This is a genomic window from Specibacter sp. BI4, assembly GCF_056680095.1.
In genome coordinates, this window is record NZ_CM155265.1 from 4,557,614 (window position 1) to 4,579,160 (window position 21,547).

Annotated in this window: 17 protein-coding genes and 1 tRNA gene; 7 read left to right on the forward strand and 11 right to left on the reverse strand. The window is 63.5% G+C overall.

Going from position 1 to position 21,547, the window contains the following annotated elements:
• Nucleotides 1-31: 31 nt before the first annotated feature.
• Entirely contained in the window at nucleotides 32-694 is a 663-nt protein-coding gene (phoU, locus tag AC1L6K_RS20475) for a phosphate signaling complex protein PhoU (protein WP_480950648.1), read from the forward strand.
• A 167-nt stretch (nucleotides 695-861) separates the two neighbouring features.
• Here phoU and AC1L6K_RS20480 read toward each other — a convergent pair whose 3' ends face one another.
• Nucleotides 862-1,608, reverse strand: coding sequence for a phosphoglyceromutase (locus AC1L6K_RS20480; RefSeq protein WP_480950649.1), 747 nt, complete (start codon nucleotides 1,606-1,608; stop codon nucleotides 862-864).
• 378 nt (nucleotides 1,609-1,986) lie between these two features.
• Here AC1L6K_RS20480 and AC1L6K_RS20485 point away from each other — a divergent pair, with 378 nt between their 5' ends.
• Nucleotides 1,987-2,895 carry an O-methyltransferase gene (locus AC1L6K_RS20485; RefSeq protein WP_480950650.1) on the forward strand — a complete coding sequence of 303 codons (909 nt, stop codon included), beginning with the start codon at nucleotides 1,987-1,989 and terminating at the stop codon, nucleotides 2,893-2,895.
• A 101-nt stretch (nucleotides 2,896-2,996) separates the two neighbouring features.
• On the opposite strand, the gene AC1L6K_RS20490 is transcribed toward AC1L6K_RS20485, so the two are convergent.
• Both AC1L6K_RS20490 and AC1L6K_RS20495 read right to left on the reverse strand, forming a co-directional pair.
• A complete protein-coding gene (locus AC1L6K_RS20490) occupies nucleotides 2,997-3,356 on the reverse strand; it encodes a DUF2516 family protein (protein ID WP_480950651.1) in 360 nt (119 codons plus the stop codon).
• 146 nt (nucleotides 3,357-3,502) lie between these two features.
• Entirely contained in the window at nucleotides 3,503-4,717 is a 1,215-nt protein-coding gene (locus AC1L6K_RS20495; protein ID WP_480950652.1) for a trans-sulfuration enzyme family protein, read from the reverse strand.
• 136 nt (nucleotides 4,718-4,853) lie between these two features.
• Here AC1L6K_RS20495 and tmk point away from each other — a divergent pair, with 136 nt between their 5' ends.
• The 5 genes from tmk (at nucleotide 4,854) to AC1L6K_RS20520 (ending at nucleotide 9,960) form a co-directional block, all read left to right on the forward strand.
• Nucleotides 4,854-5,552, forward strand: coding sequence for a dTMP kinase (tmk, locus tag AC1L6K_RS20500; RefSeq protein WP_480950653.1), 699 nt, complete (start codon nucleotides 4,854-4,856; stop codon nucleotides 5,550-5,552).
• The gene (locus AC1L6K_RS20505; RefSeq protein ID WP_480950654.1) at nucleotides 5,549-6,718 is read left to right on the forward strand and encodes a DNA polymerase III subunit delta'; all 1,170 of its coding nucleotides are present in this window, start codon (nucleotides 5,549-5,551) and stop codon (nucleotides 6,716-6,718) included. The genes tmk and AC1L6K_RS20505 overlap by 4 nt, the downstream gene beginning before the upstream one ends.
• Nucleotides 6,719-6,736: 18 nt before the next feature.
• On the forward strand, nucleotides 6,737-8,287 hold the full coding sequence (locus AC1L6K_RS20510; RefSeq protein WP_480950655.1) for an alpha/beta hydrolase: 1,551 nt from the start codon (nucleotides 6,737-6,739) through the stop codon (nucleotides 8,285-8,287).
• Nucleotides 8,288-8,430: 143 nt separating this feature from the next.
• A tRNA-Thr gene (locus AC1L6K_RS20515) sits at nucleotides 8,431-8,503 on the forward strand.
• Between the two features lie 293 nt (nucleotides 8,504-8,796).
• Nucleotides 8,797-9,960, forward strand: a complete 1,164-nt coding sequence (locus tag AC1L6K_RS20520; protein ID WP_480950656.1) for a low temperature requirement protein A — start codon at nucleotides 8,797-8,799, stop codon at nucleotides 9,958-9,960.
• A 9-nt stretch (nucleotides 9,961-9,969) separates the two neighbouring features.
• On the opposite strand, the gene AC1L6K_RS20525 is transcribed toward AC1L6K_RS20520, so the two are convergent.
• From AC1L6K_RS20525 to AC1L6K_RS20560, 8 genes are all read right to left on the reverse strand, one after another.
• Entirely contained in the window at nucleotides 9,970-11,196 is a 1,227-nt protein-coding gene (locus tag AC1L6K_RS20525) for an ABC transporter ATP-binding protein (protein ID WP_480950657.1), read from the reverse strand.
• On the reverse strand, nucleotides 11,193-12,791 hold the full coding sequence (locus AC1L6K_RS20530; protein ID WP_480950658.1) for an ABC transporter permease: 1,599 nt from the start codon (nucleotides 12,789-12,791) through the stop codon (nucleotides 11,193-11,195). The genes AC1L6K_RS20525 and AC1L6K_RS20530 overlap by 4 nt, the downstream gene beginning before the upstream one ends.
• A gap of 5 nt (nucleotides 12,792-12,796) precedes the next feature.
• A complete protein-coding gene (locus AC1L6K_RS20535) occupies nucleotides 12,797-13,861 on the reverse strand; it encodes an iron ABC transporter substrate-binding protein (protein WP_480950659.1) in 1,065 nt (354 codons plus the stop codon).
• A 275-nt stretch (nucleotides 13,862-14,136) separates the two neighbouring features.
• Nucleotides 14,137-15,006 (reverse strand): sugar phosphate isomerase/epimerase family protein, encoded by an 870-nt coding sequence (locus AC1L6K_RS20540; protein WP_480950660.1) that lies wholly within the window; start codon nucleotides 15,004-15,006, stop codon nucleotides 14,137-14,139.
• Nucleotides 15,007-15,189: 183 nt separating this feature from the next.
• On the reverse strand, nucleotides 15,190-16,830 hold the full coding sequence (locus AC1L6K_RS20545) for an extracellular solute-binding protein (protein ID WP_480950661.1): 1,641 nt from the start codon (nucleotides 16,828-16,830) through the stop codon (nucleotides 15,190-15,192).
• A gap of 52 nt (nucleotides 16,831-16,882) precedes the next feature.
• On the reverse strand, nucleotides 16,883-17,776 hold the full coding sequence (locus tag AC1L6K_RS20550) for a carbohydrate ABC transporter permease (RefSeq protein ID WP_480950662.1): 894 nt from the start codon (nucleotides 17,774-17,776) through the stop codon (nucleotides 16,883-16,885).
• Nucleotides 17,773-18,753: an ABC transporter permease gene (locus AC1L6K_RS20555; RefSeq protein WP_480950663.1), complete on the reverse strand. Its 981-nt coding sequence runs from the start codon at nucleotides 18,751-18,753 to the stop codon at nucleotides 17,773-17,775. The genes AC1L6K_RS20550 and AC1L6K_RS20555 overlap by 4 nt, the downstream gene beginning before the upstream one ends.
• Before the next feature lie 28 nt (nucleotides 18,754-18,781).
• Nucleotides 18,782-21,271 carry a glycoside hydrolase family 95 protein gene (locus AC1L6K_RS20560; protein WP_480950664.1) on the reverse strand — a complete coding sequence of 830 codons (2,490 nt, stop codon included), beginning with the start codon at nucleotides 21,269-21,271 and terminating at the stop codon, nucleotides 18,782-18,784.
• Nucleotides 21,272-21,547 lie beyond the last annotated feature (276 nt).

Here is a 21,547-nt window from a genome sequence, read left to right on the forward strand (position 1 = left end):
CTTGCTGCCCTGCCCATGAAAGGACACACGCGTGCGTAAAGTTTTCCAGGCCGAGCTTCACCAGATTGGCGAGGGACTCATCGAGATTTCCGCCCTGGTTGGCGAGGCCATCACCAAGGGCTCGACAGCCTTTGCCGCGGCCGATCTGCAAGCGGCCCAGGAAGTCATCGCCGCGGATGCCCGCATCGACTTCCTGCAGAATGACCTGGACGAGCGTGCCATCGACGTTTTGGCACTGCAGGGTCCGGTTGCCAGCGACCTGCGCATGATCGTAGGCTCGCTGCGGATGAGCGCCTCGCTTGAGCGCATGGGCGATTTGGCCCGCCACATTGGCCAGCTCACGCGCCTGCGCTTCCCCAACCACGTCATCCCGGCCTCCCTGACGGAGACGTTTGCCGAGTTGGCCCGCTTGGACATTGTCATTGCCGAAAAGGTGACTGAATTGCTGGAGAGCCGCGATTTGGAACTAGTGGGCGATATTTCCGCCGCCAAAACCCAGATCAACAAGCTCCACAAGAGCGTCTTCACCACCATGGGCGCTCCGGAATGGAACGAAACCTCCGCAACGACTGTGGACGTGACGCTGGCCAGCCGGTACTTCGAGCGCTTCGGCGACCACGGCGTCTCCGTGGCCCGCAAGGTTTCCTACCTGGTCACCGGCGAATGGCAGCCCGAGGACTTCCTGGCCGTCTAGATTTCCCGACGGCCCCACAGCCGGTCCGCGCCGCAGCTGCCGCTATTTATGGGCCGGCTCCGGCGCAGGCCGGCTGTTTTGCTTTAAGGTCTTTGGCTTTAAAGTCCGACGGCGTGAGCCACCTTTTCAGCAAAGGTGCCTCACGCCGTCGTACTTGTAGGGATGCGTTACTTTTTGCCCTGGTTGGCGACTGCCTGGATCGCGGTGGCTGCGGCGTCGGGGTCCAGGTACTTGCCGCCGGGGGTGATCGGGGCGAAGTTCTCGTCGAGTTCGTAGACCAGCGGGATGCCCGTGGGGATGTTCAGGGAGGCGATGGCGTCGTCGGAGATGCCGTCGAGGTGCTTGACCAGGGCGCGCAGCGAGTTGCCGTGTGCCGTGACCAGAACGGTCTTGCCGGCCTTGAGGTCAACCTTGATGTCGGATTCCCAGTACGGCAGGAGGCGGACGAGGACGTCCTTGAGGCACTCGGTGCGCGGCAGGGCGTCGCCCAAGTCTGCGTAGCGGGGGTCGTGGGCCTGGGAGAATTCGCTGTCATCGGAAAGGGCCGGCGGCGGGGTGTCGTAGCTGCGGCGCCAGGTCATGAACTGCTCTTCACCGAACTCGGCCAGTGTCTGGGCCTTGTCCTTGCCCTGCAGTGCGCCGTAGTGGCGTTCGTTCAGTCGCCAGTCGCGCTTGACGTCGATCCAGCCGCGGTCGGCCGTGTCGAGGGCCAGGTTGGCGGTGTTGATGGCTCGCTTGAGGAGCGAGGTGTAGAGCACGTCCGGCAGAATGTTGTTCTCCACCAGCAGCTCACCGCCGCGGGCGGCCTCGGTGCGGCCCTGGTCATTCAGGTCTACGTCCACCCATCCGGTGAACAGGTTCTTGGCGTTCCACTCACTGTGGCCATGGCGAAGCAAAATCAACGTATAAGTCATGATTTCATCCTACCGGGCGGGGTGCGTGGACCAGAATTGCTACGCCGCGTTGATCGCAGGGGCCTTTTGATGCTGCACAGCCCGCGGCCGTCCCATTCTGCGCACTGCCAGGTGCTGGCGTGCCGCATGTCAGTGCTATGCGGCACGCCAGCCGCCAGCTATGCGCAGATTGGGACAAATGCCGGGCGGATCCGGGCTGTGGCGGCCGGGTTGCGCCGGATGGGGCGACGGCGGACAGCCTGGTTGCGCCGGATGGGGCCGGAGGCAGTGGGCGGAGCTGAGCAGTGGGCGCCGGGGGCCGGGAAATGTGTCCCGTTCCATAGCGGCAAAGAGCCCAAATCGGCAGGATCGGCAGTGGCCGGCAAATAAAATTACTAGGTGGTTCAACGTGCTCAGCGGGTCAGAGGCGCCTCCGCCGACCCCTCAAGCCGAACGCCAAACGCAGCCTCAAGGGCCACGACGCGGCAACGCAGCAAGCCCTTTGGCAACGTCACCCGCGGCACCACCAACCCCAACCGCCTGCGCAGGGTCGACCGCTGGTTGGCTGGCCCGCAGGCGTGGCGGCTGGGCCGCGACAGCGCTCCGCTCGTCGTCGACCTTGGCTACGGCGGCTCCCCCGCCACCGCCGTTGAACTCTACTCGCGCATCCACGCCGTCTGCCCCGGCGCCCACGTCACCGGCATCGAAATTGAGCCCGAACGCGTGCGCATTGCCAAGGACCTCGAGCACGCAGGCCTCGATTTCCGCGTGGGCGGCTTTGAAATCCCCGTCCCCGGCAACGCCACCATGGTGCGCGCCTTCAACGTGCTGCGCCAATATGACGAGGCCGACGTCCGCCTGATCTGGGACACGGTCTGTTCCCGCCTGACCCCGCACGGCATCTTTGTCGACGGCACGTGCGATGAAATCGGGCGGCGCAGCACCTGGGTGGCCCTGGACGCCGCCGGCCCGCAATCGCTGACAATTTCGCTGCGCTTCGGCGGCTTCGAGCTGCCCTCCGACGTCGCCGAACGGCTGCCCAAGGCACTGATCCACCACAATTTTCCCGGCGAAAGAATCCACGACTTCCTGCAGGCCCTGGACAAGCATTGGCTCGCCGGGGCACCCCTGGCATCCTTCGGCAACAGGCAGCGCTGGCTGCTCATGTGCCAGAAAATGTACGACGACGGCTGGCCCGTTGTGCGGGCGCCGTCCCGATGGCGTTTGGGTGAGCTCACGGTGGCGTGGTCTGCCGTTGACCCGGCAACCGTGAACTCATGCGCGGAACTCGCCGGCAGTGGTGCGTAGAAGCGCTTATACGCTCCACTGACACTCAGTGCTGCGCATGAGTTAACATCTGGGCGGTGTCTGGCTGCCCATCTGGCTGTGTGGCTGCCTGGAAGGCGTGGCTACCAGGAGGAGCCGCGGTTTTGCTGTCCCTTGCCGCGGCCGCGAATCTCGGCCAACACCGGGCGGACGTCTGCCAAGTAGACGCCGGCCGCGGTAAGCCCGGCCAGGCTGAGGATCAAGCTCATGCCCAGTGGCGGCACGGTGAGGCTCATCAGCGGCGGCAGCACGTAAATGATGCCGAAGAAGAAGGCGCCGCCCGTCAGCGCAGTCCAAAAGGTCTTGCTCCGCTTGTCAACGCGCTCAAAGTCGGATGCGGGCGTGCGCAGGCAGTCGCTCAGGGCCCAGCCTTGAACGCCCAGAGCCACCAGGCCCAAAGCCACCAGAATGAGAAACTGCACAAAGTTCAAGAAAATGACCACGGTTCAAGCTTACAGGCCGACGCCGGAGTTGGAAGTGCCCGAATCTGGAAAGCAGCTGTGGCCGCCGGGGCCGGCCGGACGGCCAGTCCAGCGAAGGGCCCGGCCGGTGCCGGGGCAGCCGTCCAGCGAAGGGCCCGGCCGGACGGCTACTCGCCCGGCGCGGCCGGGGCCGCCGGGGCCGCCGGGGCCGCCGGGGCCGCGTGTGCGAAGGCTTGCTCCAGATCGCTCCAGAGGTCTTCCACGTTTTCGATGCCGACGCTTAGGCGCAGGAGGTTCTCAGGAACCGTGTTGGGTTCATTGGCGTGGCGGCGGCGGCGCTCGATGAGCGATTCCACCCCGCCCAGCGATGTGGCCGGCGTCCACAGGCGCAGCGCCCCAACAAGCGCGTCTGCCACCTTGGCACCACCGGCAACTTCAACGCACAGGATGGACCCAAAGCCGCTCATCTGTGCCTTGGCCCGCACGTGACCCGGGTCCGAAGGCAGGCCGGGAAACAAAACTTTCGTGACGCCGTCGTGCGAGTCAAGACGGTTGGCCAGCACCAGTGCACTGGCCTGCGAGCGCTCAACCCGCAACGCCAGGGTCCGCAAGCCGCGCAGTGCCAGCCAGGCTTCGAAGGGGCCGGCAATGGCGCCGTGGATGGAGCGGTGGTGCAGCAGCGTGGCGCGCAGTTCCGGGTTGGACGTGGCCAGAGCGCCCAGGATGACGTCCGAGTGGCCGGCCAGGTATTTGGTCACCGAGTGCAGCACAATGTCGGCGCCCAGCTCCAGCGGTTTCTGCACCAGCGGCGTGGAGAAGGTGTTGTCGGTGACGACGACGGCGCCCACGGCCTGGGCGGCACGGCACAGGACATGGATGTCGGCGACCTCCAGCATGGGGTTGGTGGGGCTCTCCAGCCACAGCATATCGGCGGCCTTCTCCCCTGCACCGGTGAGCGCTGCGATGACCTCGTCGTTGTTGGCAATGTCCACGGTCCGCAGCGTGAAGAGCCCCTTCGCCGCCTGCTCCTGCGCCATGACCAGCGCGCCCTGGTAGGAGTGCGTGGGCATGACCAGCACACCGCCGGTGGGAACGAGGGAAAGGGCTGCGGAGGCTGCCGCCAGGCCCGAACTGAAGATCAGCGCCGGCAGTGTGGCACCTTCCAGCAGGGCCAGGGCGTCCTCCAACGGATCCCAGGTGGGGTTGGAGTAGCGTCCGTAGGCCCTGTCGCCGTCCACCACCTGGCCCGTGCCCACATAGGTGGAGGACAGCACGAGGGGCGGGTTCACTGGGGCGTCGTGCTCGCGGGCGGGCCGGCCTGCCGCAACAACAACTGTGTCGGGGCTCAGTTCATCCGGATGCCCGGCAGCTTGGTTCGTCATGCTTTCCAGATTAGACCGCCAATTCCCGGCCGGGGTCCAATATGACACCGTGCGGCAAAATTGTGGAAAACCGCCTCCTGTGGACAAGCCGGCGCGCAGCGGGGAACCATTCAGCTTGGGCCGGTAGGCTGGTGGGGTGACTGATTCCTCTGCCCCGCTGCCGGGCCTTTTCATAGCTTTTGAGGGTGGCGACGGTGCGGGAAAATCCACCCAGGCCGCGCTGCTCACCAAGTCCCTGTCCGACGCCGGACGCACAGTGGTGCGGACCCGCGAACCAGGTGGCACTCCCGTGGGCGAAAAACTGCGCTCCCTGGTGCTTGAGAACGGGCAGGGCGAGATTGATGCCAAGACCGAGGCGCTCATCTTCGCCGCGGCCCGGGCCGCGCACGCCACCCAGGTGATCAGCCCCGCCATTGCACGCGGCGAGATTGTCATCAGTGACAGGTACGCCGACTCCTCCATCGCCTACCAGGGCGCAGGCCGCGGGCTGGGCGCCTCGGCGATCCTGCAGCTCAACGACTGGGCCACGAGCGGCCTCTGGCCGGATCTGACAGTGCTGCTGGATGTGACTCCCGCCGACGGCCGCGAGCGGCGCACTGCCGGCGATGCCGCCGAAGACAGGATGGAATCCGAGCCGGACGACTTCCACGCAACCATCCGCTCGGCTTTCCTGGCCCTGGCCGAGGCGCACCCGGAGCGCTATCTAGTGCTGCCGGCCCGGGGCGCCATCGCAGACCTGGCACTGGCCATCGAGCAACGGGTCCACAGCCTTCTTGCGGCACCCGGCAATTCCACCGAACACAGTTCCACACCCCAGGGTGCCGGCAGCGCATGAGTGTCTGGGTGGATCTTCAGGGCCAGGAATCAGTGGTGGCGCAGCTGCGCCGTGCCGCCCAGTCAAGCAGCCCCACCCATGCGTGGCTGCTCACGGGCCCGCCGGGGTCCGGCCGGTCCAACGCGGCGCTGGCGTTTGCCGCGGCGCTGGTGTGCGAACGCCCGGAATTGGCGGCCCGCGGCTGCGGCATTTGCAAGGCCTGCCACACCACCATGAACGGCACCAATGCCGATGTCACCTTCATCGCCACGGAAAAAACCACTATCGCCATCGAGGAAGCCCGCAACCTGGTGCGCAAGGCCCACGACAGTCCGTCGTCTGCCCGCTGGCGCGTCATGATCGTGGGCGACGCCGACCGCATGGCCGAGCGCACCACCAACGTGCTGCTGAAAGCCATCGAGGAGCCGCCGCCGCGGACCATCTGGATCCTGTGCGCACCCAGCCCGGCGGATGTGCTTGTCACCATCCGCTCCCGCTGCCGCACCCTGACGCTGCGCCTGCCGCCGGTGGCCGACGTCGCCGCCCTGCTCGTGCGCCGCGACGGCATCGACCCCGAGCTGGCGCTCACCGCCGCCCGCGCGGCCCAGAGCCACATCGGCATCGCCCGCCGGCTGGCCACCGATTCCGGCGCCCGGGAACGGCGCGACGCCACGGTGCGCCTGCCCCTGAACCTGCGCGACGTCACAACCGCCGTCATGGCCGCCGCATCCGTGCTGGAACTGGCCCAGGCCGAAGCCGCCTCCTCCAACGAAGAGCGCGACGCCGCCGAGAAGGCCACGCTGCTGCGCAATCTCGGCGCACCCGAGACCGGGACGCTGCCGCCGCCCATTCGCAGCCAGGTGCGGGCGCTGGAAGAGGACCAGAAGCGCCGCGCCAAGCGGTCGGTGACAGACCATCTTGACCGCACGCTCACGGATCTGTTGTCCTTCTACCGGGATGTGCTGGTGCTGCAGCTGGACGCCCGGGGCGGCACCGGCGTCGAACGTGAAAATGTGGAACTTGTCAACGAACCCCTGCGCGGGGCGCTGCAGGACTTTGCTGCCCGCGCCCGGCCCGAAGCCACGCTCGAACGCATGGACGCCATCAACGCCGCGCGACGGCGCCTGACCACCACCAATGTTGCCCCGCTGCTGGCCCTTGAAGCCATGGCAGTCAGCCTGCTCTAACCTGTGAAGGACTCCTGTATGCCTGCCGGAAACACCCGCCACCAGCACAACCGCCGCTCCCGCCTGCTCATCGCCGCTGCCGCGGTGGCTGCGATGCTGCTGAGCTCGTGCTCGGTGCTGGCGCCCGACCAGCCGGTGGAGACGTCGGCCTCCGCGGATGTGGTGGGTGACGTGCCCGCCGAACTGCGGGATTTTTACACCCAGGCGGTGACGTGGACGTCGTGCAATGGCGGTTTCCAATGCGCCGAGGTTGAGGTTCCGATGGACTACGCCAAGCCCGGCGGGGAGTCAATCAAGCTCGCGGTGAACCGGCTGCCGGCAAGCGGAAAACGGCTGGGCGCCATGCTCGTCAACCCGGGCGGACCCGGCAGTTCCGGCGTGGACATGGTCACGGACGGGGCACAGACAATGTTCTCGCCGAAGCTGCGCGGCGCCTATGACGTGGTGGGTTTTGATCCGCGCGGGGTGCAGCGTTCGGCAGGGGTGAAGTGCCTCGATGATGCGCAGATGGATGCGGGGCGGCAGCAGGATTTTGATCTTTCCACCGACGCCGGATTTGCCGCTGCCGAGGCCGAGACGAAGGCCCAGACTGAACTGTGCGAAAAGAACTCCGGCCCCGCACTGACCCACATTGACACCGTCAGCTCTGCCCGCGACTTGGACGTTTTGCGGGCAGTGGTCGGTGACAAGGACCTGAACTACATGGGCTTCTCCTACGGCACCAAGTTGGGCGCCACCTATGCCGGACTGTTCCCGGAGCGGGTCGGAAAATTCTCCCTGGACGGGGCAATGGATCCCTCACTGGACATTGATGAGGTCTCCATGGGCCAGGCCATGGGCTTTGAACAGGCCATGCGGGCGTGGGTCGAGGATTGCCTGACGGCCGACGACTGCCCCGTCTCCGGAAGCGTCGACGACGCCCTGGGCCAGATCCGCGAGCTGAATGCCGTGTACGCGGCAACTCCCCAGCAAACTCCCGAGGGCCGGGTGGTGACGGGCACCGAGTTCACCGGCGCGCTGGCCTTCGGCATGTACTCCACGGACCTCTGGGAACCCTTGACGGGTGCCTTGAGCCAGGCTTTTGCCGGTGACGCCTCTGGCATGTTGATGTTGGCCGACTTCTCTGCCGACCGCGACTCCGACGGCAAATACAACTCCAACACCTCCGCCGCTTTCACCGCCATCAACTGCCTTGACTACCCAATGAACTGGGACACCGCGCACATGCGCGAGCAGGCGGAGCTGCTGAAAAAGGCGTCCCCCACTTTCGGGGAGATGCTGGCCTACTCCGGCCTGTCCTGCAAATACTGGCCCGTCCCGGCCACGGGCGACCCGGCACCAATCTCGGCAACCGGCGCCGGACCCATCCTGGTTGTTGGCACGACGGGCGACCCGGCAACACCCTATGCGTGGGCGGAGGCACTGGCCAAGCAGCTTGATTCGGGCGTCCTGGTGTCGTGGAAGGGCAACGGCCACACGGCCTATGGTCGGGCCAACGAATGCATCACCTCCACGGTTGACGCGTACTTCGTGGACGGCAAGGTGCCTTCGGAGGGCACCGCCTGCTAGACGCCTTGCGCCCACCCCGGAGCCCGTCCGACCACTTTGGTATGGCTCTGCCGAGGGGCCGGATTTTGTACATCCGCCCCGCGCATATTAGAGTTGATTCTTGTGTTCAGCTGACCACTCCAATCGGAGTCTGGCTAGCACAGGCCTCCATAGCTCAGTTGGTAGAGCGTCTCACTCGTAATGAGAAGGTCAACAGTTCGATTCTGTTTGGAGGCCCCGACAAAACCCCTGAAATCCGCGGATTTCAGGGGTTTTTTGTGCCCTCAAGGCTCCGAGGTGGGGCCAGTGGCGTGGCCGAACAGTTTCGCGTACATCCCCACCGGCCGGGTGCGCCACGCACCCGGCGCTATTTCGTCCCTGCGGAGCCGCACCGGCATCCCTCCCGGGCCGGCGTTGTGATCTGCGCCCGCCTCACCAACCCAGGGGGGCAAGTCTTGCGGCTTGCCCCCCTGCCGACCGGGATCCAAACACAACGCCCCCGACGGTTCGGGCGGGTCTACGATTGGCGCATGGACGGAATATCCCGGCCGGCTCGCGAACCAGGCCGAGTCCACTGGATGGAGCTGTTTTTCGACCTGGTGTTTGTGGCCTTCGTGGGGCAGCTGGCCCATGGCATCCACGGCGATCCCGGCTGGCTTGAATTCGGCACCTTTGTCCTGCTGTTCTTTCCAGCCTGGTGGGCCTGGGCCAACATCGTCTCCGTCATCAACCTGCTGCCCGGGCTGACCGCACGCTCACTGGGGCTCGCCATGCTGGCAGCCATGGCGGCGTCCGCGCTCATGGCCGCGGCGGCACCCGAGGCCTTTGGCGAACGGGCCTGGGCCTTCTCCCTGGCCAACGCGGCCATGCGCATCCTGTTGCTGGTGCTGTGGCTGTGGCTGTACCAGCACCGCGAACATTCCGCCGACTCGCCCTGGCGGATCTGGGTCTACAACGGCGGCACGGCCGTGCTCTGGCTCGTCGCCGCCACACTGCCCCTGCCCGCCGCCGTCGTGCTCTGGGCACTGTCCATCGCCGTGGAGGTGGGCATGGTCGCCAACAGCAACCGCATCGGGGCCGAACGCAGCATGGCCGGCATCAACATTGAGCACGCCTCCGAGCGCCTGGGCTTGTTCGTCATCATCGTTCTGGGCGAGTCGGTCTTCACGATCGTCACCGAGGCTTCCCAGGATTGGGGCCCGGGCGCCGGGTTGGCCGCAGCGCTGGGCTTCGTCATCGTTGCACTGCTTGGCTGGGCATTCTTCCAATACGGCATGGGCACGCTCACCACGGGCCTGCAGGCGCTGCGGGCGCGCGCGGACTTTACCGGCATCCTACAAACGACCCTGTTCCTGCCGTTTGTCTTGATTGTCGGGGTGACCTCGGTGGCCGCGGGCATCGCCACCGCCATCCCCGATCCCTTCACGCGGCTGCCGCTGGGCGCGGGCATCGCCCTGGGCGGCGGGCTTGCCCTCTTCTACGCCGCCAACGCCGCGGTGTCGCTGCGTTATGGCCAGGCCTGGCGCGACGTCCTGGCGTGGGCCATCCCCACAGTGGTGCTGGCGCTGGTGCTGGCCTTCGTCAGCGCAACGGTTCCGGCCGCCGTCGCCCTTGGCATGGCCGTGGCCCTGCTGCTGCTTGCCACCGCCTATGTTGAAATCAAGGCACGACGGCGACGCGTCCTGGCACCCTGAGGCTGCGGGTCAGCCTCCCCAGGGGAAGACGACGCCCTCCCCCACCACCTTCAGCGACAGTTCGGTGCCGGGCCGTGCCAGCATGGCGTTCCAGTGCCGGATGTTGATGACCTCCCCGCCGACGGGCTGATGCGGATCCAGCGGGTGCTTCGCGTCGACGGCGATGGGCTCCAGTCTGATGCGGACTGTGGTTTCGGGGCCGAAGTAGTCGGTGTCGACCACGCGCCCGCGGATGGGCCCGCCGCTGGCAATGCGGATCTGTTCGGGGCGCAACATCAGATGGACCTTGCCCTGTGCAGGTGGGCGGCGGACAGGAATGCCGCCCAGCGAACACAGCGCCAGCGAGCCTTCCATCCACGCTTCAAGGATGACGGCGTCGCCGAGGAACTCGGCCGTGGCCCTGTCGGCCGGGCGCGTGTAAACAACGAACGGGCTGCCGATTTGGGCCAGCCTGCCGTCGCGCATGACGGCCACCTGGTCGGCAAAGCTCAGGGCCTCGGCCTGGTCGTGGGTGACCAAAATGGTTGTCACGCCGGCTTGTTCGAGGGTCTTGGACACTGCCCGGCGGGTTGCGACCCGCAGGCCGGCATCCAGCGCGCTGAAGGGCTCGTCCAGCAGCATGAGTTCGGGTTGGCGGGCAAGCGCCCTGGCCAGCGCGACGCGCTGCTGCTGACCGCCTGAAAGCTGGTGGGGGCGGCGCTTGGCGTAGGACCTGTCCATGGAGACCATTTCCAGCAGTTCCCCCACCCGCAGGGCCGCGGCCTTGCCGCGCAGCGACAGCCCGAAGGCAATGTTGGCGCCAACGCTCAAATGCGGGAACAACGCACCGTCCTGGGCCACGTAGCCGACACTGCGCTTGTGCGCCGGAACCCACTTTGAGGGGCCGGCAACCTCGGCGCCGGCGAGGGCGATCCGGCCGGAGTCGGGCGCGGAGAAACCGGCAATCAAGCGCAGCAGCGTGGTCTTGCCGGAGCCGGACGGGCCCACAATGGCGGTGGTGCGGCCCTGGGCCACTGCGAGATCCACACCCTTGAGGACGGCGGTGCCGCCAAAACTCTTGCGGACACCTGCAACCTGCAAGTGGTCGGCGGCGTTGCTCGAGTCGTGGACGAAGGTCCGGCTGTCAGCGCCGCCGGACACAGACACGGGTCCGCCGGAATGCCTGCCGGGATGCTTGCTGCCCGCGGCACTCTCGCCCTCGGGTTCGGTGCCGGGATCGTTGGGCTGGGTGGTCATTGGCCGGCCGCTTTCTTGGATTGCACGAAGAGTAAGTAGGTCATGGGGGCGGAGAGCACAATCATCACCAAGGCATACGGGGCCGCACCCATGTAGTCAATTTCGCTGCTCAACGACCAAAATTGGGTGGCCAGGGTTCTGGTGCCGTTGGGTGCCAGCAGCAGCGTGGCTGTCAGTTCATTGACGATGCCGAGGAAGACCAGTGCCGCACCGCCGGCCGCCGCCGGGGCGGCCAACCGCAGGGTCACGCGCAGGAAGGCCAGTAGCGGGGGTTTGCCCAACGCCTGGGCAGCCTCGTCCAGCTCATGCGGCACCTGTGCCAGGCCGGCCCGGAGGTTGACCAACGCCCGGGGCATGAACAGCAGCGCATAGGCGGCCACGAGCACGACGGAACTTTGGTAGATGGCGGGCACGTTGTGGACAGTGATTGTGACCAGGGCCAGCGCCACCACAATGCCCGGCATTGAACTGGAAAGATAGTTGACGGCCTCAAGGACCTTGCTGGCGGGCCCGGGATGCCGGACCACCAAGTAGGCCAACGGGAAGGCCAGCACAGTTGTCAGCACAGCCCCCGCCAAACCGTAGCCGAGCGTTTGCAGCAACGCCTCAACGAGGGCGTCGCGCTTCCAGATTTCGCTGCCCCCGGCAACCAGCCAACGGCCCACATGCCACAGCGGCACACCCAGTGCCAGCACGGTGACAGCAAGCAATCCCAGCTGGCCCGGTACCTGGTGGAAACCCAGTTTCAGCCGTCCGGGACTCGCCTGCACGCCTGCTCCGACCCGTGCGTAGCGGGCGCTGCCGCGGGACTTGGACTCGGCCAGAAGGAGCAGCAAACAAAACAGCACCAGGACGCTGGCAAGCATGTTGGCCGCGGCCCCGTTGAAGGTGGACCGGAATTGGTCGTAAATGGCTGTCGTGAACGTGTCGAAGGTGATCATGGCAAACGCACCGTATTCTGCCAGCAGGTGCAGCGACACAAGGAGCGCACCGCCGGCTGTTGCCAGACGTAATTGCGGCAGCACGACCCGGAAGAACACTTTCCACGGCCCCAGACCGAGCGAGGCCGCAGACTGTTCCAGGGCCGGATCCAGCCGGCTCAGCACGGCTGCCACGGGAATATAGACCAGCGGAAAATAGGAAAGCACCGAGATCAGCACACCGCCGAAGATCCCGCCCAGGGATGGAATGGCGCTGACCCAGGCGTAGCTGTTCACGAAAGCCGGAATGGCCAGGGGCGCGGCAAACAGCACAGCCCATGCCTTGTGACCGGCCAGCGCAGTGCGCTCAATGAGCCAAGCCCCCGCGACTCCAATCACAACACACAGCGGCACCGTGATCAGCACCAGGGAAAGGGTGTTCAGCAGCAGTTCGCCAACGCGCGGACGGAACACCAACGCAACGATCGAGTCCCAACCGGTGTTGGCTGTGGCGACAACCACGAACCCCAGCGGCAGCAGGGAGAACGCGGCGATCAGCAAGCACAGGACGACGACGGGCCAGGGGCCGAGGCGTGAACCCCGGCCCCCAGCCTGCTTCGGTGAGATTTTGGCACCCGGCCCACCTGCCGCCGTCGTGCCGCGTTGAACAGTCATTGGAACTAGAGCAGACCGGCCTGCGTCATCAGATCGGTGACCTTGGCCGAGTTCAGCTTGGCCGGGTCGATCTTCGGCGCCTGCAAGTCAGCCAGCGGGGTCAGCTTGTCGTTCGGGGTGACGCCACTGCCCACGGGGTATTCAAAGCTGGTGCCGGTTTGCAAGACGGTCTGGCCGGCCTTGCCCGTGACGAATTCAAGGAACTTCGAGGCGTTGTCCTGGTGCTGGCTGGAGGCCAACACGCCACCACCGGAAACGGAGACAAAGGCGCCCGGATCTTCGTTCTTGAAGTAGTGCAGGGCCACGTTGTTGGAGTTCTCGCCGGTCTTGGCCTGGTCCCCGAACCAGTAGTAGTGGTAGATGACGGCACCCTCAATTTCGCCGGCATTGACTGCCTTCATCGCGGTGCTGTTGCCCTTGTAGGCCTTGGAATTTTCCTTCATGGCCTTCAACCAGGACAGGGTGTCATCCTCGCCCTTGAGTTCCAGCATGGCCGAGACGATGGCCTGGAAATCCGCACCGGACGGTGAAGCAGCCCAGCGGTCCTTCCACGAGGGGTCGGCCAGGTCCATGATGGACTTGGGCAGCTTGTCTTCGGTCAGCTTCGTCTTGTCATAGGCGAAGACAGTGCTGCGCGCGGCAATGCCGGCCCACTTGTTCGTGGAGGGACGGTATTCGGCCGGGACCTGTTCCTGAACCTTGGCGCTGGTGTCGGCAAAGAGTCCTGCGTTCTCGACCTGTGTCATTGCCGGGGAGTTTTCGGTCAGGAAAACATCGGCGGGCGACTTGGCGCCTTCTGCGATGATCTGGTTGCTCAGTTCCAGGTCGCTGCCCTGGCGCATCGTGACCTTGATGCCTGTTTCCTTGGTGAACTCGTCAACCCACGCCTGTGTGAGTGATTCGTGCTGGGCGTTGTAAACGGTGATGGCGTCTTCCGCACCGCCGGCAGAGCCGCTGCTGCCAGCCGGAGCCGGTGCCCCACCACAGGCTGCGAGCGTCAATACGGATAGTCCAGCCAACGCCGTCAACGCGGTTTTACTGAACTGCTTCTTGGTGAACAAGGGCTTCATGGGGGCCTCTCGGCGGTAGAAATAATTAGCGTACGCCAGTTAATCGTATTCGATGAAAGGGCAGGCTCGCCTCACTGGGGATCCACTGTGAGGCAGCTCTCACCCATTTTCTGACTTTTTTGACTTTTTTGACCTTTTACCTGCTACTCGACAGTAGGTGACCGCTTGGCGAGAAGCGCCCCGGCACGGGTGACGTGCTGGCGCACGATGTCGGCCTTGAGTTCGCCGCCGGACACGGCTCCCACGCCGAGCCTCAGCAGGGCCAGGGCCTCCGCCTAGGAAACCGGGGCGAGTGACCGAAGATACGCAAGATTGTTCGCGGTCCGTTCGGCAAGGGGCAATTCCGTGGAGAAGTCTTCAACCGTCACCCAGCCGTCGTAACCTACAGCTGCCAAAGACTTGAAATAACGTGGCACGTCGGCGATGCCGCCTCGCAGGGTTGACCACTCGTGCTTCCAAACCGCGTCCGCTCCACTGACAGATTGTCGACGCCACACAGCATTTTTCACGTGGACGTGGGCCAGATACGCGCCCAGAAGCTGCAGCCCTGCCAGGTTTTCCTCCCCTCCTTCGACAATGAGGTTTCCCAGGTCGTGGATGACACCTACATGGTCCGGGTTCAGTCCCTCCACCAGACGCAGAGCGGATGACGGAGAGGAGGTCACCGTCTGGTGGTGGAGCTCAACGAGTGCCTTCACGCCATGGAACGCCGCCCTCTCAGCCACCCAGGAAAAATGCTCACGGGACTCTGCAAAGAGGTCCCGGTAGTCACGCCCTGTGGGTTCCCCTCCCATGGTTGCCGTCCCCAGGGGCAACGCCACAACACGAGCTTGTCCTGCGCCCAGTTGGGCCGTCGCCGCCAAGATGCGCTCCACGTCCACATGGTTGTCACACCGCGCGTATCCTCCGAGGCCGGAATACTTGAGGCCGGCGGTTGAGGTAATGTCCGCGATTCGGCCGAGGTTCTGTTCCAGTCCGGTGAGAGGCCAGTTGGACTTGTTACCGGCCCAAAAGCCCGGTTCAGCGGCGTCTTTCTGGTCCGTAATTCGCCATTCGATGCCATCCCAGCCTTGCGCGGCAAGGGTGGTGGCGGCTTCCTCAGGGGTCCAGTCCGGAGTGGATGCGGTGAATACAGAGAATTTCATGGTGTGCGCTCTTTTCGTTGTCCAGGTTCGGGAAGTGGCGGCAGGTTTAGTCTGGGCAGGAGGACGGTCGATCCGCGCACCTGGTACGGATCCCCAGGTGCGCGGACCTTGACTGGCTGGTCGCTCCAGTCATTGTTCGGTGCCCGGCCTGCCGATTTCGATCTGACCGTGCCGGGGTGGGCGTCAGACGTTTTTGAGTTGCAGGAACGCCTGTTCATACTCCAAGCGCATTTTGTTCCCTGCCTTGCTCTGCCATTCCTTCACGCCTGCATCCCAATCCGACACTGCCTTTCGGCCTTGCACGATGTCATTTTGCAGCGCCTCCATTGCAGTGAGTTGCTGTGCTCCTGACCGTGAGGCCGTCGCAGAGTACAGCCCGTTGCTCGCATCTTTGACGGCGAGGGGAACCAGCGCTTCTTCTGCCTCGTGGCGGGCACGGACTGCTTCCTCATCCTGTGAAATGTAGAGCGTTCCTGGCGCCCCTGTGAGGTAGACGGGATTTGCCTTGATTTCAAGATTTCCCTGGTCTGTCATGATGGGGTCGCTGCCGCTGAGCTCATAGTCGATGCCGTCTATCCCATATTGCCTGAGCAAGTTTTCTTCGGTGCCGAACGGTGAGGACAGCCAGTTGAAGACGTTCAAGATGGTCTCCACCCTGTCTTTGGCCTTCTTATTGATGGCGGTGATGGAGTGGTTGGGGGCCCCGAGCCAAAAGCCACCCTTGCCGCCCTCGGCGCCGGGGGCGGGATGTGCAGCCATCTTGAATCCCGGGATGGTGACGCCACGGCGCTGGAATCCCTGCCAGGCGCTCAGGCTGTCTTCCACCATGACCGCAGTGCCGGCGTCAAACCACTTTTTGTACTGCGCCTGGGCCGACGCAAATGCGTCTGGGTTGACAACTTTTGCCGCCACCAGCTGCCGGCCGGCTTCCAATGCGTCCTTCATGTTTGCATGTTCAAAGAGGTGGCTGAAGGCACCGTCATTTTCAGCCCAGTAGTTGGGCAACTGGTACATTTCCTGGACGAAAGTCATGGGCAGGCTGGCCAGTGCCCAACGGTTTTTGGAGGGTTCGGTCACGGCCTTGCAGAGCTCCATGAATTCAGCAAAGTTCGCTGGCACGGCTGCGGCCCCCAGTGACTCAAGAATGTCTTCCCGTCGGTAGAGGACTCGGGATGTGGTGATGCCGCGGGGAATGGGCAGGCCAAAGATCTTGCCGTTGAACATCGCACCACGCCAGCTGTCTGTGGGAATGTTGGCCAGTGCGGGGTACTTTTTGACCGCGTCGCCCGCCAAGTACGGGGTCAGGTCGAGAGCCTTCGCCTCCAACATTGCCGGGAAATCAGGTGTTTCATTCTGAAGGTTGAAAACATCAGGCAGTTGATCGCCGGCAATGGTTGTGGCCAGCTTTTGGGACCAGTCCGCAGCGGGCGTCCATGCCACCTTCAGCTCAGACCCCAACCGTTTGTTGAGTTCTTGTGCGTAGGCGTTCTGGTCCGTCGCTGGCGGGATGGCGTTGGCCGCGGGCATCATGACGGTGATGGGATTTCCATCACCAGGTGTCCCCTCGGTTATTTTCGGTGGGTTGGCGGGGTAAGTGAAGTATGCGTCCGTGACGCCCGCAGTGTTGCCGGGCAAGTCAGCAGGTGCGCCAGGGAATTTGACGAAGGTCGGGAGTGCAGCGTTGCCAGCATTGGCCTCTACAGGCACCCCTCCGTCGCCACAGGCGGTGAGAACCGGTGCTCCGATGACTGCGATTACGCTCATCGCAAGGGTGCCGCGAAGCATTCCGCGGCGGGACAGTTCTGATTTCTTGTAAGTCTTCATGATGATATCTCTCAGCTGGTTTCGAAGTCAGTTAATGGGAATTGGGTACTGCCTAGCCCTTGACGGCGCCGGTAAGCACCCCTTTGGCGAAGTGTTTTTGCAGGAACGGGTACACCAGCAGAATTGGCACGATGGCAATGACCAGGATGGCCATTTGAATCGATGGCTCCGGTGGAAGCACTGCCTCCACCGCGCCCAGATCGGCTTCTCCGAGCTGGGTGCCATTGACCACGTAGGTCCGCAAGACAAGTTGCAGTGGCCATTTGGCAGAATCGCTGAGGTACAACATGGCGTTGAAGAAGGAGTTCCAATAGCCAACGGCGTAGAACAAACCAATGACAGCCATGACTGCTCTGGACAATGGCAGTGCTATCCGCCGGAAAATTTGCCATTCGCCGGCACCGTCTATCCGGGCGGCATCGATGAGTTCGGCGGGAATTCCCGAGAAGAATGACCGCATGACGATGACGTTAAACCCGCTGACCATGGTGGGGACAATCAAGGCCCAGTATGAGTCGAGCATGCCCAGCTGTTTGACCATCAGGTACGTGGGAATCATCCCGGGTGTGAAGAGCAGGCTGAAGAGCACCAGCATGATCATGAATTTGTTGCCAACCATGCTGCGCCGGCTCAGCGCCCAACCCAGCATGCTGGTAACGGTGAGGCTGAGCAGTGTTCCAACAACTGTTATTCCGGCACTGACGAACAAGGAGCGAGTGACAACTCCGCCGGAGAGCACTGAGGCATAGGCGGACCACTGCACCGAGTCAGGGAACAGGACGAATCCGCCGGCTTTGGTCACCTGGTCCGGAGAGGCCACCGATGTCGAGATGATGCCAATGAACGGGACAATGACCACTGTGCAGATCAGGAGAAGGATGAGCCCCTTGAGCAGCCTGGTGCCCAGGGCCGGAGCTGGCATTCCGTCAATTATTTTCCGGCTCATGATTTGTAGACTCCTTCTTCTCCGAAGAAATGGGCTAGTTTGTTGGCCAGAAGGACCAGGACCACACCGACCACGCCCTTGACGAGCCCGACGGCGGCCGCGACTCCCCAAGCCCCGCCGATTATGCCGTTGTTGAAGACATAGGTGTCCAGGACTTCTGAAACTCCAAGCCCTACCGCCTGCTGCTGGAGGACCAATTGTTCGAAGCCAACGGTGAGGGAGTCCCCAAGTTTCAAGATGAACAACAAGATGATGATCGATCGCAATCCGGGCAGGGTGATGTGCCAGGTCTGCCGCCAGCGGCTGGCTCCATCAACTGCCGATGCTTCATAGAGGGAGCGGTCAATTTGGGCCAGTGCGGCCAGGAAAAGAATTGTGGCCCACCCCGTGTCCTTCCAAATCACCTGGCTCGTGATCACGGTGGTGAACAGTTCCGAGTTTCCAATGATGGAGAGCGTGTCATGTCCGTTTGCCCGCAAGTAATTGTTGATCATGCCGGAGCCGCCCAGAATCTGTTGGAAGACGGCCACGACTATGACCCAGGAAAGAAAGTGCGGAAGGTACAGGATCGATTGAACGGTCTGCCTGATCCTGTTGGACAGCAGGCTGTTCAACAGGAGTGCGATCAGGATTGGCGCAGGAAAAACAAAAACTGCCTGCAGGGCAGTGATGATCAGAGTGTTTTTAAGGGCGTTGAGAAATGCCGGATCGCCGTTGAATATGACGGAAAAGTTGTCAAAGCCCGACCATCGGGAGTGCATGATGCCCAAAAACGGCTGGTAGTCCTGGAAGGCAATCACATTTCCGAGCAACGGAATATATTGAAATGTCAGGAGCAGAACTATGCCCGGGAGCGCAAAGAGAAGCAGCAGTTTATCGCGCTTGATCCGTGCCCACAATGCAAGCTTGGGCCTGGTGGGCGGGTCCTTCTTCATTTCCAGGGGCGGCGGTGATGGCCGAATTTTGGTCAGGCTCATGGACAGTTCCTTTCGTGGGGATATTCGGTCAATGTGTCAGTGCCGCGTGGTTCAGTGCCGCCGCAGCAGGGTTGCCTGGTTTTAATATGAATTTGCCGGATTCCGGAATTTGAATGGTGTGGACAACTTCCAGGTTTAAGGACCGGGCTGAGGAGGCTGGCAGCCGCAGCTGGACCAGCTGAAGTGGGCTGCCGTCGAGTTCAAGGCGGGAAACCACGCCGTTTTCCCAATGGATGGCTGCAACCAGGCCGTTTCTGGCCCGCAGGCCGCGGACGCTTCCGCGCGGCCATTCCGGGGGCAGTGCCGGGAGTATTTTCACTTCTCCGCTGTGGCTCTGCAACAACATTTCCGCCACGGCTGCGGCAACCCCAAAGTTTCCGTCGATCTGGAAGATCCGTGGCGGGTGGAGGTCCAACAGGTTGTCGGCCACGGAATCTGACAGGAGCGAGTTGATGCTTCGCAAGGCGGCCGAGCCGTCCCCGAGCCTGGCCCACAGGCACGCCACCCAGGCTTGGCTCCATCCTGTTCCGCCGCCACCCGCGTCGAGCCGTCGTTCCAGTGCCGCCCGGGCCTCTGCAGCCATGCGGGGAGTCTGTTGAAGATCGATCAGATTGGAGGGGTACAGTCCGTACAGGTGGGACAGATGGCGGTGGCCCGGGTCCTCGTCCCGGCAGGGTTTCTCCCATTCATTGATGCCGCCACCATGCAGCACGCCGATCTGCGGCACCTTGTCGAGGGCCGCCTCGAGACGTTCTGTAAATTCGTCCGCCCCCACCTCTGCGAACGGGCCTTCGGTGGTTGCCAGGCGCAGGCAGGATCCGAAGAGCTCCCTGATCAGCCAGTTGTCCATAGTGGTCATGACGCCCAGCGCCGTCACCTTTCCCCCTGGCCCGATGAATGAGGCTTCCGGTGATGTTGAGGGAACTGTCACCAGGGCGCCTGCTGCTGCCGTTGATCGTGGATCCGGCACCAGGAAATCGAGCAGGAATTCGGCGGCTCCGCGGATTATTGGCCATGCATGCTGCAGAAATGCCGGGTCCGGGGAAAAATCGTTGTGTTCAACAAGGTGGCGGCACAGCCATGCTGCCGACAGCGGCCACATGGACCACCGCGGCTGCCCCTCGCCCCCTCCCACTGGCCAGGTCGTTCCCCAAATGTCGAGATTGTGGTGAGCGGTCCATCCGCCGGCGCAGTAGAGTTCGGCCGCCGTTTTGCCGCCGGATGCCGCGAGTTCGGCGATAAACTCCAGTAGCGGTTCATGGCACTCCGCCAGCCCAGTTGTTTCCGCAGCCCAGTAGTTCATTTGCACGTTGATGTTCGCGGTCCAGTTCGAGCGCCAGGGCGGCCGGACGTCCGCGTTCCAAATCCCTTGCAGGTTGGCCGGCTTGGACCCGGGCCTGGAGGACGCGATCAAAAGGTATCTGCCAAAATTAAACAGCAGCTCAACCAGGCTGGCGTCTGTTGTTCCGGCCCGCACGTCCGCTAGCCGTTCGTCTGTGGGCGGTGCTTCCCCCGATTCAGCACCGCCGAGGGCCAGCTGAACTCGATTGAACAACCGTGCGTGGTCGTCCCGATGGCGATTCAACAATTCGTCATGACCGAATTCGCCCGCGGCCGTCAAGTTCGCCTCGTTGTAGGCGCGAAGATGGTCCGGGCGTTCATGCGGTGCCGTTGCCCAGCCGGTGTAGGAGTCGGCGGCGCTGAGCAGGATTGACACCGCAGTCGCGCCACGGACTTCCACCGATCCGTCGGCAAGGAGCGAGATTTGACCTTCATCTGCAGTCACCCTTGCGGCAACATCGAACAGCATGCCCTGCCGGCGGCTGTACGAGACTCCGTCGCGGGCACCGGCTCCCATCCCGGGGATGGAATCCGGTGCCCGGCCCGACAAGCCAATGGTTTGTTCGCGTTGAAGTCCGGCAGAGCCCGGGCACGCTTCAGTTTCATGGACGCTCTGCAGTGAGATGCGCAGATTCAACCCTCCCTTGGTCGTCGCCACCTGCCGCACCGCCAGCACCTTGTCCGGGTGGGAGCAGAATGCCTCCCTGGAGAATCCGCCACGCGGGTGGGAGAAGTGGGTGGTGGCAACTGCGGTGGCGAGATCAAGGCCCCTGACATAGACATTGGATGTTTCACCGGTGTCCGGAGCTTCGATCTCCTCGATAATCAAGTCACCCAGGGGCTGGAATGATTCGGTGGGCGGGCCTTGCATTTGCCGGGCCAGTGCGTCCACATCGGCAGGGTCACTGTTGCCATCAAGGATCAGTTTCTGCATGGCGCGGAGGATGTCCGGACCGTCGATGACACCGTGGCCCCGCGGGCCGCCGGACCATAGTGTGTCCAGGTTCAGTGCAATGCGTTCACGATGAACTGCACCATGGACCATGGCACCAAGGCGGCCGTTGCCAATGGGGAGCGCGTGAAGCCATTCTCCCGCCGGACTCGTGAATGACAGGCGGTTTGCGCGCTTGTTTCGCGGCAGTTGGCTGGTGCTTGCGGCTTCAGCGCAGTCATTCATTAATACTCCTTTGTATCGTGTTGACCATTGCTTGGATCCTTTTCGGGGGCCGGCGTCAAGCTGACGCCGTAGTCCAGTAATCACAGTCGGGACCCTGACCGCAACATCGCGTTCAGCGCCACGGACATTTCCACGCCCGAGGTGAAATATTCAGGCTTTTGCAGCTCGGAAATGCTAGGCTTGGAAAGCGGTTGCCGAGCTGTAGCCACAAAGATATCGCATGACCCGAATCACGTCAAACATCCGATGTTAAATACCGAAACCGGAAGGATCACC

Coding starts and splice junctions, on each gene's coding strand:
- AC1L6K_RS20550 (WP_480950662.1), bottom strand. CDS start 17,776: ATGAGCCGGAAAATAATTGACGGAATGCCAGCTCCGGCCCTGGGCACC.
- AC1L6K_RS20560 (WP_480950664.1), bottom strand. CDS start 21,271: ATGAATGACTGCGCTGAAGCCGCAAGCACCAGCCAACTGCCGCGAAAC.
- AC1L6K_RS20545 (WP_480950661.1), bottom strand. CDS start 16,830: ATGAAGACTTACAAGAAATCAGAACTGTCCCGCCGCGGAATGCTTCGC.
- AC1L6K_RS20540 (WP_480950660.1), bottom strand. CDS start 15,006: ATGAAATTCTCTGTATTCACCGCATCCACTCCGGACTGGACCCCTGAG.
- AC1L6K_RS20510 (WP_480950655.1), top strand. CDS start 6,737: ATGCCTGCCGGAAACACCCGCCACCAGCACAACCGCCGCTCCCGCCTG.
- AC1L6K_RS20480 (WP_480950649.1), bottom strand. CDS start 1,608: ATGACTTATACGTTGATTTTGCTTCGCCATGGCCACAGTGAGTGGAAC.
- AC1L6K_RS20530 (WP_480950658.1), bottom strand. CDS start 12,791: ATGACTGTTCAACGCGGCACGACGGCGGCAGGTGGGCCGGGTGCCAAA.
- AC1L6K_RS20495 (WP_480950652.1), bottom strand. CDS start 4,717: ATGACGAACCAAGCTGCCGGGCATCCGGATGAACTGAGCCCCGACACA.
- AC1L6K_RS20555 (WP_480950663.1), bottom strand. CDS start 18,753: ATGAGCCTGACCAAAATTCGGCCATCACCGCCGCCCCTGGAAATGAAG.
- AC1L6K_RS20525 (WP_480950657.1), bottom strand. CDS start 11,196: ATGACCACCCAGCCCAACGATCCCGGCACCGAACCCGAGGGCGAGAGT.
- AC1L6K_RS20535 (WP_480950659.1), bottom strand. CDS start 13,861: ATGAAGCCCTTGTTCACCAAGAAGCAGTTCAGTAAAACCGCGTTGACG.
- AC1L6K_RS20520 (WP_480950656.1), top strand. CDS start 8,797: ATGGACGGAATATCCCGGCCGGCTCGCGAACCAGGCCGAGTCCACTGG.
- AC1L6K_RS20505 (WP_480950654.1), top strand. CDS start 5,549: ATGAGTGTCTGGGTGGATCTTCAGGGCCAGGAATCAGTGGTGGCGCAG.